A 16689-nucleotide genomic window follows, 5' to 3' on the forward strand; every position below is an offset into this window, starting at 1 on the left:
GCGGAGCAGGGGAAACGTCCTGTTCCGCTTCTGCGGATGGCCTGTTCATGTTCCGGAATGAGCGTGAAGGAAGAATGAATTAGGGACGAATGAAGATGAAAAAAGACACCATGTTAGATAAAGGCTACACCGGCTGGCTGAAAGCCATGCTCGATATCGCGAAGCACTACCGTCTGGATTATTCAGAAGAACACGTTAAAGCCACCCTTGCGTGGGAAATGGGTTCACCGGCCGACGTGGTGCTTGATGAAATGGCAAAAAAACTCGGGCTGGGGCGCGTGACCCGTGATTTCCACCCGTGTGATTTGGATCCCGTCAGTGTGCCGTTTGTGGTCACGCTCGATAATGGCCGCCTGGGTGTGGTGACACATCTGGACGCCAGCGGCCAGTGTGCCGTGCAATTCACTGAAGATAACGGGCTGGAAACCATCCTGACGTCTGAACAACTTTCTGAGCGGGCGCAAAGCATCACGCTGCTGCGACCGCTGCATACCATTCCTGATGCGCGCGTTGATAACTACATCAAACCGTACAAGAAAAACTGGTTCTGGGATCTGGCGCTGAAAGACTGGCGTCGTTACAGCGACATCATGCTGGCGTCGATGATTGCCAACGTGCTGGCGCTGGCGGGTATGCTGTTTTCCATGCAGGTGTATGACCGCGTGGTGCCGTCGCAATCTATCCCGACACTGTGGGTGCTGTTTGCCGGTGTGATGCTGGCAATCACCTTTGAATTTGTGATGCGCATGGTGCGCGTCCATATCTCGGATGTGGTGGGTAAACGCGCCGATTTGCGTATTTCCGACCGCGTTTTTGGCCGTGCGCTGCGCATTAAAAACGGTGCCCGTTCCAAATCCACTGGCTCCTTTATCTCGCAAATCCGCGAGCTGGAATCGGTACGTGAACTGATCACCTCGACCACCATCAGCGTGATTTCAGATTTACCGTTCTTCCTGCTGTTCACGGTGATTTTGTGGATGATTGGCGGTCCGCTGGTGTTTGTCGTGCTGCTGGCGCTGCCGCTGTTGCTGATCCCCGGATTACTGATCCAGAAACCGCTGGCGAAACTGGCCAGTGAAGGGATGCGCGAATCGGCGGTGCGTAATGCCTCGCTGGTGGAAGCGGTGGAATCGCTGGAAGACATCAAACTCATGCGCGCCGAACAGCGTTTTCAGAACCAGTGGAATCACTGCAATGAAGTGTCGGCGGATATCAGTATGCGTCAGCGTTTTCTGACCAGCATGCTGATGACCTGGACGCAGGAAGTGCAGTCCATCGTCTACGCCGTGGTGCTGCTGGTCGGTTGTTATCTGGTGATGAGCGGCGATATGACCACCGGTGCGCTGGTGGGTACCACAATTCTGGCCTCACGTACCATTGCGCCGCTGGCGCAGATTTCCGGCGTGCTTTCCCGCTGGCAGCAGGCGAAAGTCGCGCGTAAGGGCCTGGATGAACTGATGCAGCGTCCGATTGATCAGGAAGACGGTCAGAAGATGGTGCACAAGGCGCAAATCACCGGCGATTACGCGCTGCATGACGCGGTGTTTTATTACGATGAGGAAGAGAAGGTCGCCAATCTTACGATTGCAAAACTGCACATCAAACCGGGTGAGAAAATCGCCGTGCTGGGCAAAAACGGCGCGGGGAAATCGACGCTGTTGCAGGTGCTGGCGGGCATGCAGCAGGTTCAGCAGGGCCAGGTGGTGCTGGATAACGTCAATATTAAACAGATTGATCCGGCGGATTTACGCCGTGACGTTGCGCTGCATAACCAGAATGCCAGCCTGTTCTTCGGGTCGGTGCGCGACAATATCACCATGGGACGCCCGCAGGCCACCGACGAAGAAATTCATCAGGCGCTGGTTATCAGCGGTGCGCTGACGTTTGTGCAGCAAAAAGAGAACGGCCTGAATTTCCTCATTCATGAAGGCGGCGTCGGACTTTCCGGCGGTCAGCGTCAGTCGCTGTTACTGGCGCGCAATATCATCACGCAGCCACAGGTTCTGTTGCTTGATGAACCCACCGCATGGCTGGATGAAATTTCTGAATGGAATCTGATCAGTCAGCTTTCCGGCTGGGCAAAAGACAAAACGCTGGTGATCGCTACGCACCGTCTGGCGCTTTTGCAACTGGTGGATCGCATCATCGTCATGGATAACGGACGGATTTCTCTCGACGGCAACAAAGACGAAATCCTCAACAAGCATTTCAGGCAAAAAGGATCGGCACCGGCACCGGCAGCGGCGCAGAGCAAGGGGGTTTCAGCATGAACGGACGCAAACAACATCACCGGTCGCTGGCAGAAAACTCCCTGCCGCGCTCGACGATTCTGGTCTGGGCACTGGCGCTGATGCTGCTGAGTTTTTTCCTGTGGGCGAATTTTTATACCCTGGATGAAGTCACCACCGGCACCGGAAAAGTCATTCCTTCTTCTCACGAGCAGATTGTACAGTCGCTGGAAGGCGGTATCGTTCACTCGATTGACGTGCAGGAAGGCGAAGTGGTGGAACGCGGGCAGCGTCTGGCGCAGCTCGACCGTACCAAAACTGAATCCGGCGTACAGGAAAGCGTGGCGCGTTTACATGCCGCGCTGGCGACGGCGGCGCGTTTAACGGCGCAGATCAACAACACGCCGCTGGTGTTTCCGCAAGAGCTGGATGACGAGCCGGAGCTGGTGAAATCAGAAACCGAACTGTACAACTCCAGCCGCAACAGTCTGGAAAAGCAGTTAACAGGCCTGAAACAGGGCGTGACCCTGATCCGTCGTGAGCTGTCGATGACCGTGCCACTGGTCAAACAGGGCGCGGCCAGTGACGTGGAAGTGCTGCGTCTGCAACGCCAGATTAATGAAATGGAGAGCAAAGCGACCGATCTCGAAACGCAATATCACGTGCGCGCCGGTGAAGAACTGGCTAAGGCCAACGCCGAGATTGAAGCGCAGCGCTCGGTGATTTTAGGGCGTAAAGACTCACTGAATCGTCTGGAATTCTTCTCGCCGGTCAAAGGGATTGTGAAGAATATCGATGTGAATACCGTCGGCGGCGTAATTCCGCCGAATGGCAAGCTGATGACGCTGGTTCCGATCGACGATCAGATGCTGGTGGAAGCGCAGATTTCCCCGCGCGATGTGGCATTTATTCATCCGGGGCAAAAAGCCAAAGTGAAGATTACCGCTTATGACTATTCCATCTACGGCAGTTTCGACGGCGAAGTGACCACCATTTCGCCCGATACGATCCAGGATGAAGTCCGCCGGGATGTTTACTATTACCGGGTGAATATCAAAACCAGCGCTAATTATCTGGAAAATAAACACCACGAAAAGTTCTATATTTTCCCCGGCATGATCGCGACGGTGGATATCAAAACCGGCAACAAAAGCATTCTTGATTATCTGCTGAAGCCGCTGAACAAAATGAACGAAGCGCTCAGGGAACGTTAATCTTCCTTGCCGCCCTCTGAAAAACTGCAGCCTGAGCGCTGCAGTTTTTTTTTCACTTTAGTCAGAACGCTCAGAAATCCGAATCTTTCATCCGGCAGTTGTCATTGATATTTGCAGCGCTATAGAATGCGCACTCTTCCTGAGCTGCGCATGATTCCGACGGGGTATTTCCTGTCAATCTTACTGATGTGTAAGCATTATTTTTAAAATGGCGTTGGGGTTAAACGCGGTGATCAATCCGTCTTACTCCGGTCAAAAGCGGAAAAAAATAAAAGCATCATGAGCAAGCCTCACCGCTTTATCGTCCTTCTCCCTCTGTTTCTGACTGCGTGCGGAACGCTGTCTGACATGCATGTCGATGAAAATCCTCAGGATGTGAAACAACTTGCCTGTACCGGCGACATTAACGCCATGGTCAATGGCGTCGCAGAGAAGTACCTGCATAAGGAAAACGCCAGCGGTCTGGCGATTGGCATTATCAGAAATGACGGCGTTGCCCGCACCTGGGGTTATGGCTATACCAACGCAGTGAACGGCTACAAAATTGACGGGCAAACCTTGTTTGCGCTGGGTTCGGTCAGCAAAGGCGTGACCGGTGAAGTGGTGGCCGGGCTGGTGGCGAAAGGGCAACTGAAGTGGGATGACAAACTGTCCGACTTATTGCCGAAAAACATTGTACTGAGCGATGACGCCAAAAATATCACGTTGCTCCAGCTGGCGACGCATACGTCCGGGCTGCCGCGTCAGAATATGACGAAGGATATGCTGGAGAGTTTCCTGAAATATCTTTATACCGGCGATAATTTCTATCATGAGCTGGACAGCGACGACGTTCTCAACGATCTCTCTTCATTTAAAAAACCGCAGGTTCTGGTACCGCAGTATTCCAATCTGGGTTACGCCTTGCTGGGCTATATTCTTAAATTAAAAACCGGCGAAGATATCCAGCAGCTGGCTTATGACTTTATTTTTGATTCATTAAAAATGGGCAACACCAGTTTTTACGGCTCAAAACTCAAAGCCTATCCTTACCGCGCCATCGGTCACGCGGGCGATCAGCCTAAGTTTATCCGCCGCGGAGAAGTGGTGCCGGACTGGTCTTTCAACAAGAATATGGTGGCGGCCGCCAGTCTCTACAGCAATGTCGATGATTTACTGAAGTATCTTCGTGCTCATATTGATGATTCGCAGCCGGGTGAACTCAGTGCGGCCATCCAGGTGACGGAAAAAGTGTATTATCCGCGACAAATTGAAGCCGCCAATATTGCCTGGGTGACGGATACGAAAAGTAATCAAAAGATGACCTATCAGGTCGGGTATATCGGCGGCTATTCCAGCTATATTGGTTTTGATAAAAAACATAAAAATGCGGTCGTCGTTTTACAAAATACTTTCAACTGGAGTAATTACATTGGCCATGATCTGCTGCTAAAAATGGCGATGGCCGATGATTATCAGGGTAAATGTCCGGATCGGGAAAACGCCCATAACTAACAGTTGAAGTCAGATTTTGCTTCTCTATGCAACGGGGCCAGCAGGCCCCGTTTCTGCTTTTCAGCCTGCAGAATCAGTGATGCACGGCAATATACCGCTCGAACTTCGCCGGTTTTAGCTGGCTGAGATCCACCAGCACTAAGCCATCAATACAGTTGCTGAATTCCGGATCGCTGCCGAAATCAATGAACTGCACGCCGCCGGTTTCGCAAAGCTCTGAATATTGTTTATAGAGCGCCGGAATGCTGCATCCGAGATTCGCCAGTAAGCGTTTCAGGCGCTGCAAATCTTCCTGATAATCGTCGCCGCAAAACTGGGCTAACACGTCTGGCAGTGAAGCCGGATACGGACGGCGGGAGGTGGCCAGCGGCAGCGCCGGCGTGAAATACAGACGATAAAACGCCACCAGCAAATCACGGGCAGGCAGCGGCATGCCGCCGGAAATCGACACCGGGCCAAACAGATAACGCGTCTGCGGATATTTCGCCAGATACGCGCCGATGCCCAGCCACAGGTAATCCAGCCCGCGCTTGCCCCAGTAAGCGGGCTGAATAAAACTGCGTCCGAGTTCGATGCCCTGCGCCAGGATCGGATCCATCTGATGGCCGTACTGGAACAGACTCTGGCTGTAGATGCCGCTCAGCCCTTTGCTGGCGACCTGATCTGCCGTCGGGATAAACCGGTAAGCGCCGACGATTTCCAGCGCCTGCGGATCCCACAACACCAGGTGATAATAATCGTCATCGTAGCCGTCGAGGTCGCGGCGGCGACCGCTGCCTTCACCGACAGCGCGGAATGCGATTTCCCGCAGACGCCCCAGCTCGCGCAGAACGGGGACGTAATCCTCGCCGTGACGACGATAGAGATAAATCATTTTGCCGTCCGGCGTTTTGCCCAGCACTTCGCTGGCTTCCAGTGCATGTTTCAGTACGGCGCGGTCTTCCGCACGGGCAATCGAGGTTTCAGTGTGGAACAGCCCCGGTTTGCCTGCGCCGAGGCGGTAAAGATGTTTACGAAAACGCGCCGCCAGATCGCCCGCCTGCATCTGTCCGTCGTGCCAGCTGGAGTATGGAATGCGTGCGCCGATTTTCAGCGTCAGGCTGTTGCCGCGCTGGCCGAACATTTCATGCACCAGCAACAGCGTGCTGAGCGGGCGGTAAATCATCGACGTGAGATAAAACAGCGCGCTGTTGCTGCCGCTGATATGTACCGGCACCACCGGCGCACGGGCTTTTGCCGCCAGACGCAGAAAACCGGTGTGCCATTTGCCGTCGCGCACGCCTTTGGAACTCATGCGCGACACCTCACCCGCCGGGAATACAATCAGCACGCCCTGATTCTGCAGATGTTCCTGCATCTGTGTGACCTGATTGCGCCGCGTACGGTTGCCCATATTGTCCACCGGGATCATCAGACTGCCGAGCGAGGACACCAGCGACAACAGCTGATTCGCCACCACCTTGACGTCCGGACGCACCGACGCCACTGCGTGCAATATTGCCAGACCGTCCAGCGTGCCAATCGGATGGTTGGCGACAATCACCACCGGGCCGTAACTCGGGATTTGCTCGCGGTCGCGTTCCGTCAGTTCACAGCGAATATTAAAATGCTCAAGTACCTGCTCGGCCATATCAATCCCTTTCAGGTGCTGATACTGACCGGCAAAGCGGTGGAATTCTTTTTCGCGGAATAAGATTTTTAACAGACGGCGTTGCCAGGTAGGGGTTTTGTGCTGCGGGTCGAGATCCTGAAACAGGGTATCCATGCTGAACATAGGATGTCCTCCGGTTGTAGTCTCCCGACCATAATCAGGGCGCATGACAGTGATGTGTCACTTTGATGGCAGTACGGGGAAAGCTGAATAAAACAGCGGTTCAATTTGTTGCGAAAGTAATCAATTACTAATAAAGTCAAAGACTCATTTATGGCTTCGCAACACGCCTGAACCCTCTTCGTGAGACACGAATTTCCATGCCTGAACCTGCTTCGCCCGACCTTGCTGCTGTCAGCCCGTCTAAGACCACGCTGCGAATTCTCTCCATTCTGGTGTTCAACTTTGCCAACTATCTGACCATCGGCCTGCCGCTGGCGATTTTGCCGGGTTATGTGCATGAACATCTCGGTTACAGCGCGTTCTGGGCCGGGCTGGTGATCAGCCTGCAATATTTCGCCACGCTGCTGAGCCGTCCGTATGCCGGACGTTATGCCGATAAAATCGGACCCAAAAGGGTGGTGATGTTCGGGCTGAGCGGTTGCCTGCTCAGCGGTGTTTTTTATCTGCTGGCGCTGGGATTTGATGCGTCACCGGCGGTCAGTCTGGCGTTGTTGTGTGCCGGAAGGATATTACTGGGTGCCGGACAAAGTTTTGCCGGAACCGGCTCGACGCTGTGGGGCATCAGCGTGGTCGGTTCGCTGCATATCGGTAAAGTGATTTCGTGGAGCGGGGTGGTGACGTACGGCGCAATGGCGATTGGCGCACCGCTCGGCGTGCTTATTTTTAGTCTCGGCGGCCTGACGCTGCTGTCGGCCTGCATCATTCTGGTGGCGCTGGCGGCGTTGATCACCGCATGGCGAAAACCGCCGGTAACCGGCACCGCCTCAACGCAAATCCCGTTCCGTCAGGTGCTGGGCAAGATCCTGCCGTACGGCATGATGCTGGCGCTGGCGTCCACCGGCTTTGGTGTGATCGCCACCTTCATCACCCTGTTTTATGCTGCAAAAGGCTGGACGGGCGCGGCGTTCTCGCTGACTTTCTTCAGCGTGGCGTTTGTCGGTATGCGGCTGTTACTGCCCAACAGCATTACGCGTTTTGGCGGATTGCAGGTGGCGCTGGCGTGTTTTGTGGTGGAAATCCTCGGGCTGATTATGGTGTTTTTCGCCCCGACCGCCTGGGCGGCGATGGCGGGTGCGTTCATCACCGGCGTGGGATTCTCACTGGTGTATCCGGCGCTGGGCGTGGTGGCGGTGAAGAAATTGCCGCAGGAAAATCAGGGCAGCGCGCTGGCGACCTACTCCGCGTTTCTGGATTTATCTCTGGGAATTACCGGCCCGCTGGCGGGTGTCCTGATGGCGCAGGCCGGAATTGATGCGATCTATCCCGGCTCGGCATTGCTGGTGTTTATCGCGATGGCGCTGGGTTTGCGGTTGCTGTTACGTCAGCCCTCGCCGGAAACCAGCGCCTCGGTCAGTAACGATTAAATCGCCTGCCGGAGGCCACGAATGCGGCCCATATGCAGCGTATCCACCAGCTCGCCGTCACGCAGGGCGTAGCACGGGCTAAGGCCTTCAACGCTGAAACCGAACTTTTTGTACAGCCCGATAGCAGCCTCGTTATCGGCATATACCGTCAGCTCGACGCGGGTCACGTGCAGCCATTTGTCGCTCAACTCAAGGGCGGCGGCGATCAGCTTGCTGCCAACGCCTCGTCCCTGAAACTGCGTATCCACACCAATCCCGAACGTGGCCACATGGCGGCGTCGCCACGGCTGCTCGACCATTAATGTCAGATTGCCGACCAGTTTGCCGTCGATGCACGCCACCAGCGCAAACCGGCCGGGCGCGGCGTTAGCAAGCCGGTCTTCCCAGAGCGTGGCGGGCGGATAAGGTAGTTGCAGGGTGTCGCTGTAAACAGGAACCTGAGCGTATAGGTGCTGAAGCGCCTCTGCATCTGCGGCTTCAGCGTGACGAATGACTATTTCGCTCATGGCGACACTCCTCTTTTTGTGGTTACTGCTTGAATATCCTCTATATTTATCAGGTATAGGAAAACTGTCAATTGAATGTTGGGTGAAAAAAAATGCTTTACAAGTGCGAATGATAATGATTATTATTGCCATGCGTTCCGGGGATGGCCTCACACCAAGGTCAAACGGGTCCCCATGAATGCACGACATTGCTCACATTGCTTCCAGTATTATTTAGCCAGCCTTATGCGCTGGCTTTTTTTTCTTCATATTTTGAGCTGTGGATGCGTTGGCTGCGCTCGCTCACCCCGGTCACATACTTGTGTATGCTCCCGGGGATTCGCTTACTGGCCGCCTGTCCACAACTCAAACTATTTCGAAAAACACGTTAATTAGAAAAATCCCGTGTCAGGCAAAAATCATATTCTGCTGCCATATCACCCGATCTCCGGCGGGAGGCTGGGCGATGACGGTGCTGCCTGATAAGCGGTTGTTGAGAAACATCACTGAGCTGGCGGGTTGTGCGGTGACGTCGGTGAAATCGAATGTTGCCTGCGTCAGGACTGAGGAAAGCATATCGATTTGCTTTGGCTCCGTGCCGGAAAGCGTGAAGCCAACCTGATTAAACTGCGAAGCCTGAACCGACAGGGTGGAAGATTTCAGGATCAGCGGTGCAAATTGCGTGGCGGCGTTAAACGTACAGCGCACAAAATTTACAGGCGCGGTGCTGTCGAATGAGTGCCCGCCGATACCGTTGAACACCGTATCGGTAAAGGTGATGGCGGCGGTCACGTTGCTTTGCAGCACCGGTGCGCCGTCCTCCAGCAGGGAAAACTGGCACTGACGGATGACATTCGGGCGCGCAGCACGTTGCGAGGCCTGACTGATAATCAGCGTGCGATCGGCGGTGCAGCCTGTCATCTGCAAACCGTCAGCATTGACCCACAACATCCCGGACTGCGGGATAGTCTCGCTGGCAATCACCACCAGATCTTCCAGTGTCAGTTCACTCACGCCGGTGCGGGCGACAAACCACGGGCAGACGTGCTTACGCACATTAATACGTTTAGCGCTGCCTCCCCAGGTGACGCCGGAATTGGCAAAGGTCATCAGGCCGGAGTTGCCGGTGTAGGTCAGGTCATGCTCGTACTGACCGTGGGTGACAAACGGGCCTTTTTCCGCGCTCTGTCCGCTGGCGTGACAATTTTCGACCAGGCAATATGCCGACGCCGTGAAATCATTTAAATGCCGCGCATTCGCCACGCTGCAATCGCTGACATGACCGTACAGGCAATAGATCTGCTGTGTCAGATATCCGGCACCGCCAAAGGCCGTATTCGGCGGATTGGTGAGAGAGCATTGTTGCGTCAGATAATGAGTATTCCAGCGGCGCATCACCACCGGCCAGAAAGAACCCGTCGAATGGATCCCTTCGACGTTGGCATACACCGCGTATTCAAACGCCACCGGATGACTGCCGGTGATCTGATCATCTCCCGCCCCGGAGAACTGCATATTTTTGATGGTAACGAATTCAACCGGTTCGACTTTTTGCCAGCTAATCACCCTGCCGGCCAGCAGTTCCCAGCCGTTGTAATAGCCAGTCTGAATATGTGTGCTGTCAGGAATGGCAATGATTTCCACCAGCTTTTGCAGCTCGCGTTCCGCCGCGCCTTTCACCGGCGCAACCTGCACCGCATACCAGTCGCCCACGCTGAACACTGAAGAATCGGCGACCGGGAAAATATCGGTCTGTTCCTGCAATGTTTCTGTCAGCGTGAAGGTGACGGGCGTGCCGGTGACGGTGCCCTGGAAAAACAGCACGGCAGCAAACGGGTCGTTGACCGGTGCGCTGGCAATGCCGGTGGTGAAAACGCGGTTATTCTGGAAATCCAGGGTGATGTCTGAACGTGTGAAATGATGACGGCGCTGAAAGAGCAAATCCGTAAACGCCAGAATCTGCGTGATTTGCGGATCATTCACTAACGCATCCAGCGCATCGTCGGCAGGTTGTTCCGCATTCAGAATGCCGAAGGTACGGAAATCCCCCACGCCCTGATGGATAAGCCGCCAGCGTCCGCTGGCCGAATGGTCAGAACTGATCACTGTGCCGTTATTGGCGGGCAGAACGCAGTTTTTGTCCCAGTGATAATGGCCGCCGCCGCCGTCACCGGCCTGAAAATAACCATTAACGAAGACATTATGATCCAGACGTATTTTATGATTCTTCAGCGCGGATACAGAGTTGAACGTTTTCATCGAGGATTCCTTTTATGGCTCATGGGTGAGCCACTTTATTTTGTTATACCTCCGTGTTTTCAACCACAATATGCGGCCCTGTACTGGCTGACACAACGGATGTGGTATTTATCAGGGTATTATTCTGTTCGATGAAATAAGAAGGGCGGGAGAATGCCTTATCTGAAAATAACCGCTTAACCTGCATAAATGTCATGTGATGTGCCTGGTAATGATTAATACCCGCCTCAATCTGAATATGAATCTGATCGTCACCCGTCACTTCGCTTTGCAGAGGGCCTAACCGCCAGGCTACCGGATGGTCGCCGGTGCGCGAAAGTAAAGGCCGGGACGCCTGATCGCCGGCCAGCGTGGTATCGCCATTAATTACGATTTTCTGCGATTCATCTGCGGTTCATCTGCGGTTAAAATAAGGGACACATTTTCAAGACGGCAGGCGTTAAAGCTAATTTCTTTATTTTTAATTAACAGCGAAACATCTTTGTCTGTTCCTTTGAACTGGCAATGAGAAAAATACAGCAACGAACGTCCATTAATAGAATTTCGGGCTTCAGCCGCCTGATGAGAAACAATAAACGGATCGTCCGGTGCCAGATTACTGATCGTGGAATCATGACGCGGATCCAGCACAAATCCGCAGTTTTCAAACACGTTCATTTTGATACTGAGCTGACTGTTTTGCAGTAACGTCAGTTCTCCGCTGACACTGCAATTTTGCACCGTCAGGCCGTCACAGTTGAGGCGCAATATACCGAGATTATCCTGTTCCGCATTCCGGTAAATACAGACATCCGTTAAGGTCAGATCCGTAATATGTGTGTCTGCCGTCAGCATAGAGCAACGGTGGTGGTTGACGACAACCCGTGCCGCCGACTGGCCCCAGGCTTTACCGGAGTTGGCCAGCGTCAGGATGCCGGAATTGGCCGAGAAGTGCAGATCATGTTCATACTGACCGTGTGTCACGAAAGCACCGGAACTGTCACCGTTGCTGTGACAATTCTTTACCACACAGGAAGAGCTGGCGGTCAGGTCATTAAGATGCCGCGCATTAGAGGTTGTACAGTCGCTGATCACGCCATACTGACAGTAAATTTGTTGAGTCAGATAGCCTGCGCCGCCCCAGGAAACAGAAGGCGGGTTGGTCAGCGAACAGTGTTCTGTGCGAAAGAAGGTATTCCAGCGGCGGAAAATAACTGACCAGAAGGTACCCTGCGCATGAACATTGAGCACATCGCAATAAATGGCATATTCAAAGGTGACAGGCTGAGAACTGTTGTTCGCCAGCTGCCCCTCTTCGATATATTGCATATTCCGGATACAGACATTTTCCACCGGCGTGACTTTGCGCCAGTATAATTGGCTTTGTGCGTCCAGCACCCAGCCGTTTCGGTAATTTAGCCGGATATGTGTTTCATCAATCTGTTCGGACACCTGCACCAGTCGTTGTATTTTTCGTTCCCAGTGGCCGGTCAGCCTGTCAGATTCCAAACAATACCACTGACCGACAGGATATAAGCTGCTGTCCCCGACCGGATAGATTTCAGATAATAAAGGCAAAGGCTCCGTGAGAACGGAGACTCTTGTTTGCTCTTCAGCCAGACCCGTGAAAGAGAAAATAGCGGCAAGATAATTATTTTTGGGATCGGCCAGCCTTTCCAGCCCTGCGGCGGTCACTGTCTGGTTATGAAAATCAAGGGTGATATTCGAACGGTTGAAGCGGTGGCGTGACAGGAAATTCAGCGAGGTATGGGCTTCTATCCGGTGAATAAGCGGATCACTGACCATCGCATCCAGTGCCGCATCTGCCGCGTTCTGTCCGTTAAATATGCCGAACTGGCGAAAGTCCATGACGCCGTCATGTAATTGCAACCAGCGGCCTTTAGCGGATTTAAGCGAAGAAATGACGGTGCCCTGATTGGCTGTTTTCTCGCTACTGGCATCCCAGTAAACCAGTTTTGGCGCGCCATTCCCGGCAAAGTGATATCCCAAAACCACGGCGCAGGTTCTGTTGGCAGGCGCAGAGAGATCCCTTAACGCCATAATGTTGCTGACGCTAATGATATTATCTGAATTTAATTCAACGGATTTAAATAATCCGGCAGAGACGACCCCACCGGTTATTCCCGCGATCAGCTCGCGGCGGTTGATCATGATAATTTCCAGAAAACAGACGTCACATGGATTTTCCTGAATGTATTCAATATTTGAGTATTGTTCGGATCAGCCATTAATCAACGTGCGTGAGAAAAAATTTGCCTTAAGTTTCTTCAAATCCTTTGGAATGAGCCACCTGCATTTGTTCATATTTTTTGAACAGAGGGGTGAAGTTTTTACGCTTTCTTATTCTCAGCCGTTGACTAGACTAGAGAAAACATTGAGGAGAGTTGAACATGATTTACTTACGCAAAGCACAAGAACGCGGTCACGCAAGTCACGGCTGGCTGGAAAGCTGGCATACCTTCTCTTTTGCCGATTATTACGATGCGAACTTTATGGGGTTCTCCGCGCTGCGGGTGATCAATGAAGATTTCATCGATGCGGGGCAGGGTTTTGGTAAGCATCCGCATAAAGACATGGAAATTCTGACCTACGTGCTCGACGGCACCGTAGAACATCAGGACAGCATGGGCAATAAAGAACAAATCCAGGCCGGTGAGTTCCAGATTATGAGTGCCGGTACTGGTGTGACGCATTCCGAATACAACGGTAACCCTGACCGTAAACTGCACCTGTATCAGATCTGGATTATTCCAAATCAGAAAGGGCTGGAACCGCGTTATGAACAACGCATGTTTGATGCGCCGCAGGGCCGCCAGCTGGTGCTTTCGCCTGATGCCCGCGATGGCTCACTGAAAGTCTTCCAGGATATGGAATTGTCCCGCTGGGCGCTGAAAAAAGATGAACAGTCGGTATATCAGATTCAGGCTGAACGCCGCGTGTGGATCCAGGTCGTTAAAGGCACGGTTTCTGTTAACGGCCAGAAAGCAGGCCCGAGCGATGCCCTGGCGATCTGGGATGAAACGGCGCTGTCCGTTCACGCGGACGAAGACAGTGAAATCCTGCTGTTTGATCTGCCACCGGTCTGATAACAGGTAAGTCAAAAGTTTAAGGCGATGCAAGGGCATCGCCTTTTTTGCATCCTGAATTCTTTATTTAAAGCTGACGTTAATGCCGATATTGCCCTGATAACCTTCCTGTTTACCGTCAAATCCCCGCAGATAATTTGCGCTGGCATAAAAGGCCGCACTTTTGCTCAGCGACGCAGTGATCCCGCCGCCCGCTTTCCAGGTACTTTGCGTAAAGTCAGGCGAAATACGGGTACTGCCGATAGTGACCGCGGGGGCATCGCTGAACGTCGATACAGCATCAAGGTTCAGGTACGGCGTAATGTCAGGCTGATCTATTTGCGGCAGATGAGAAAGTCGCAGACCGGCCCGTGCCTGCACGCTGCTGTCAGTCGTTTTTTCCACCGAGGCGATACCGTCACTGAACCCTTTCATGTGCAGATACTGATAAATCACCTGCGTCTGAGGTTCGAGTCTCCAGCTTTGGGTTATCGCAAGCGGGATGCCGCCTTCGGCTGAAAACGCCACACTGTAGCCATCCTGTCTGGCGTCGCTTTCACTGTGAAAATCAGTGCGGTAATCGGTGTATTGCCCGACGAAATCCACATACGCACCTTCGTTGGTTTTCAGGGTGTAATAACCGCCAATGCCGTAAGCATCGGTGGAGATATCCCCGGTGTCGGTGGACTCACCGATCAGACTGCGGGCGCTGTCCGAGGTACTGGTTTTCTGATCGCCCAGCGTAATCATCACACCAGCGCGCGCGTCGTTGCCACGCGGGGTGGCATCCTGATACAAATCCTTGCCGATCTGCACATAGCGAATATCGCTGTCAAAACTGAAGCGTCCGATATCGTAATTATCATGCGTTCCGCCGACGCGCCCCCATGTGCCATCCTGAGCGCGTTTGACGCTGTCGCCGGTACGTTCGTGATAAGACCCCATGGAGTTAAAGCCGTACTGCCGGTTAAGAAAGGGCGCGGCAATGTAACCCACGATATCCGTCCGGTAGGCGATCACCGGTTTAGGTGTCGGTTGCGGTGTGGGTTCCGGCGTGGGTTCTGGTGCCGGATTCGGATCAGGCACCGGTTCCGGCGGCGGTACAGGCTCCAGATAAGTGCGCAAATACCAGTCTTTTGACGAACTGCTGCCACCTTTATAGAGATAATAATCGTAGGCCCCGGCACTGACTTTTTTCACCAATTTCAGCGACGAGGTGTCATCGCCATCCACCTGCACCAGCCGGATCCCATCACCCGTTGTCAGCGCACCGCTGCCACCGGTATTGCGCACCAGCACGCCAAAATTGCCGCTGGCATTACCCAGGATATGCAGTACATCGGTGGGGGAGTTATCACTGCCGAGCTGGGTATTGAAGTTCAGCGCACCGTTACCGGAAAGCGTGCTGGCGGTAAGTGTGTGCCATGACCCCTGCTGCGGTGGGGTAAAGTTCAGCAGACTGTTATCCACAGATAAATTACCGACTACAGAGTCACCGGTGAGATCCCACACCGACTGGTTATTTAGCGCCAGTGAACTGAGGTTTTGCACCGCGCCGGTCAGCACGGAGTCATCCAGCGTGAAATCGGTTTTGGCCGTTTCTGCATTGATAATATTGCCGGTAATCTGGCTTTTGCCACGGACGCTCACGTCACTGGCCCCTTTTCCGGCAAACTCAAACGCGGTGTTTATGCCTGTCACGATGGATTGATTATCGATGACGATACTGGCATCACCGTCTGAAATTTTACTGATGCCGGTAAGCGCATTATTCATCGTCGAATTATTGAGTTGAAGATCTGAGTGCGCTTCGGGGGCGCTTTTAATGATTATGCCGCTCAGGGTTTCAGAGAGAAAATGGGTGTTCACCAGGTTCACGCGGGCGCCGTCCACCAGGATATTTGCCCCTTTCTTGATCTCACCGGAATGGTTAACGGTCAGACCATCAGCATTGAGGGTGGCGCCGTTATTGACTTCAATACTATTTTCCACGTTATTACTGGTGAATGCGGAATTAATAATGTTCGCGGTGGCCTTGTCGGAAACGAAAAGTGCAGCACTGCTGGAATTAACCGTTGCCTGATTAATATTTAAGACACTTGCTTCATTTTCTACAAGAATGGCATATGAAATACCTGACAGAGCGCTGCTATGCGTTACTACAGAGTCTTTGCCTATATTAATCAGCCCGCCGTTGCGGGCATATAGCGCAGAGGCCAACTGGTTGCCGCTGGCGTTAAACTGATTCGCGAGCAAGGTAGCTTCTGCGCCATTTTCAACGAGAATACCGTAATTAAACAATGCGTTACCTGCATCAATATTGACGGTATCTTTGGTCGAGAACGTCAGTTTCTGGTTATTGGTCAGAAGGAGTGGCGCGACGTAATTCGCTGCCCTGGCGCTCATGATGACCACATTAGGCAGGAGACACGCCAGCATAATAAATCGGGTTATTTGACTGTATTTAAACGCCGGCATCGGGCATTCCTTAAAAAACAGGTGATGAATGCCGGACAATGTATTCATTAACCCTCAACGGATAAAATCATTCAATATCAATTTTTAACAGAACGCGGGCAATGATATTAATCAGATTTAGTTTTTATTTTTGACAACGTAAAATATTTTATTGATGTGTTATTTAATGCTCCGGTGATAATTATTATTGGTTTTCCCCGTAGCGACTCTTTTTTTCTGCGCGAATGACATTTGCTCAAAATGTGAAACATTTCACATCGCCGGACAA

At 52.8% G+C, this 16689-nt stretch carries 10 protein-coding genes; 5 read left to right on the plus strand and 5 right to left on the minus strand.

The features are described from left to right. Positions 1–95: 95 nt before the first annotated feature. The 3 genes from J1778_RS01255 (at position 96) to J1778_RS01265 (ending at position 4936) form a co-directional block, all read left to right on the plus strand. Positions 96–2270, plus strand: coding sequence for a type I secretion system permease/ATPase (locus tag J1778_RS01255; protein WP_238484509.1), 2175 nt, complete (start codon positions 96–98; stop codon positions 2268–2270). Further along, entirely contained in the window at positions 2267–3442 is a 1176-nt protein-coding gene (locus J1778_RS01260) for an HlyD family type I secretion periplasmic adaptor subunit (protein WP_217171647.1), read from the plus strand. Before J1778_RS01255 ends, J1778_RS01260 begins: the two co-directional genes overlap by 4 nt. Before the next feature lie 279 nt (positions 3443–3721). Then, a complete protein-coding gene (locus tag J1778_RS01265; protein WP_217171648.1) occupies positions 3722–4936 on the plus strand; it encodes a serine hydrolase domain-containing protein in 1215 nt (404 codons plus the stop codon). Between the two features lie 73 nt (positions 4937–5009). Here J1778_RS01265 and olsF read toward each other — a convergent pair whose 3' ends face one another. After that, the gene (gene olsF, locus J1778_RS01270) at positions 5010–6710 is read right to left on the minus strand and encodes a bifunctional ornithine lipid synthase OlsF (RefSeq protein ID WP_217171649.1); all 1701 of its coding nucleotides are present in this window, start codon (positions 6708–6710) and stop codon (positions 5010–5012) included. Positions 6711–6907: 197 nt separating this feature from the next. Between olsF and J1778_RS01275 the strand changes: the two genes are divergently transcribed. Then, positions 6908–8134 carry an MFS transporter gene (locus tag J1778_RS01275; protein ID WP_217171650.1) on the plus strand — a complete coding sequence of 409 codons (1227 nt, stop codon included), beginning with the start codon at positions 6908–6910 and terminating at the stop codon, positions 8132–8134. Here the strand turns inward: J1778_RS01275 and J1778_RS01280 are convergent. From J1778_RS01280 to J1778_RS01290, 3 genes are all read right to left on the minus strand, one after another. Further along, positions 8131–8640, minus strand: coding sequence for a GNAT family N-acetyltransferase (locus J1778_RS01280; RefSeq protein WP_217171651.1), 510 nt, complete (start codon positions 8638–8640; stop codon positions 8131–8133). The genes J1778_RS01275 and J1778_RS01280 overlap by 4 nt on opposite strands. A gap of 387 nt (positions 8641–9027) precedes the next feature. After that, a complete protein-coding gene (locus J1778_RS01285; RefSeq protein WP_217171652.1) occupies positions 9028–10878 on the minus strand; it encodes a hypothetical protein in 1851 nt (616 codons plus the stop codon). Positions 10879–11244: 366 nt separating this feature from the next. Then, positions 11245–13029 carry a hypothetical protein gene (locus J1778_RS01290; protein ID WP_238484510.1) on the minus strand — a complete coding sequence of 595 codons (1785 nt, stop codon included), beginning with the start codon at positions 13027–13029 and terminating at the stop codon, positions 11245–11247. Between the two features lie 239 nt (positions 13030–13268). Between J1778_RS01290 and J1778_RS01295 the strand changes: the two genes are divergently transcribed. Continuing rightward, positions 13269–13964, plus strand: a complete 696-nt coding sequence (locus J1778_RS01295; protein WP_217171653.1) for a pirin family protein — start codon at positions 13269–13271, stop codon at positions 13962–13964. A 63-nt stretch (positions 13965–14027) separates the two neighbouring features. Here J1778_RS01295 and J1778_RS01300 read toward each other — a convergent pair whose 3' ends face one another. Further along, positions 14028–16349, minus strand: a complete 2322-nt coding sequence (locus J1778_RS01300) for an autotransporter family protein (protein ID WP_238484511.1) — start codon at positions 16347–16349, stop codon at positions 14028–14030. Between the last annotated feature and the right edge of the window lie 340 nt (positions 16350–16689).

Origin of the sequence: Rahnella bonaserana (genome assembly GCF_019049675.1) — a bacterium.
Classification (GTDB): domain Bacteria; phylum Pseudomonadota; class Gammaproteobacteria; order Enterobacterales; family Enterobacteriaceae; genus Rahnella; species Rahnella bonaserana.

Coding starts and splice junctions, on each gene's coding strand:
- J1778_RS01255 (WP_238484509.1), top strand. CDS start 96: ATGAAAAAAGACACCATGTTAGATAAAGGCTACACCGGCTGGCTGAAA.
- J1778_RS01260 (WP_217171647.1), top strand. CDS start 2,267: ATGAACGGACGCAAACAACATCACCGGTCGCTGGCAGAAAACTCCCTG.
- J1778_RS01265 (WP_217171648.1), top strand. CDS start 3,722: ATGAGCAAGCCTCACCGCTTTATCGTCCTTCTCCCTCTGTTTCTGACT.
- olsF (WP_217171649.1), bottom strand. CDS start 6,710: ATGTTCAGCATGGATACCCTGTTTCAGGATCTCGACCCGCAGCACAAA.
- J1778_RS01275 (WP_217171650.1), top strand. CDS start 6,908: ATGCCTGAACCTGCTTCGCCCGACCTTGCTGCTGTCAGCCCGTCTAAG.
- J1778_RS01280 (WP_217171651.1), bottom strand. CDS start 8,640: ATGAGCGAAATAGTCATTCGTCACGCTGAAGCCGCAGATGCAGAGGCG.
- J1778_RS01285 (WP_217171652.1), bottom strand. CDS start 10,878: ATGAAAACGTTCAACTCTGTATCCGCGCTGAAGAATCATAAAATACGT.
- J1778_RS01290 (WP_238484510.1), bottom strand. CDS start 13,029: ATGATCAACCGCCGCGAGCTGATCGCGGGAATAACCGGTGGGGTCGTC.
- J1778_RS01295 (WP_217171653.1), top strand. CDS start 13,269: ATGATTTACTTACGCAAAGCACAAGAACGCGGTCACGCAAGTCACGGC.
- J1778_RS01300 (WP_238484511.1), bottom strand. CDS start 16,349: ATGAGCGCCAGGGCAGCGAATTACGTCGCGCCACTCCTTCTGACCAAT.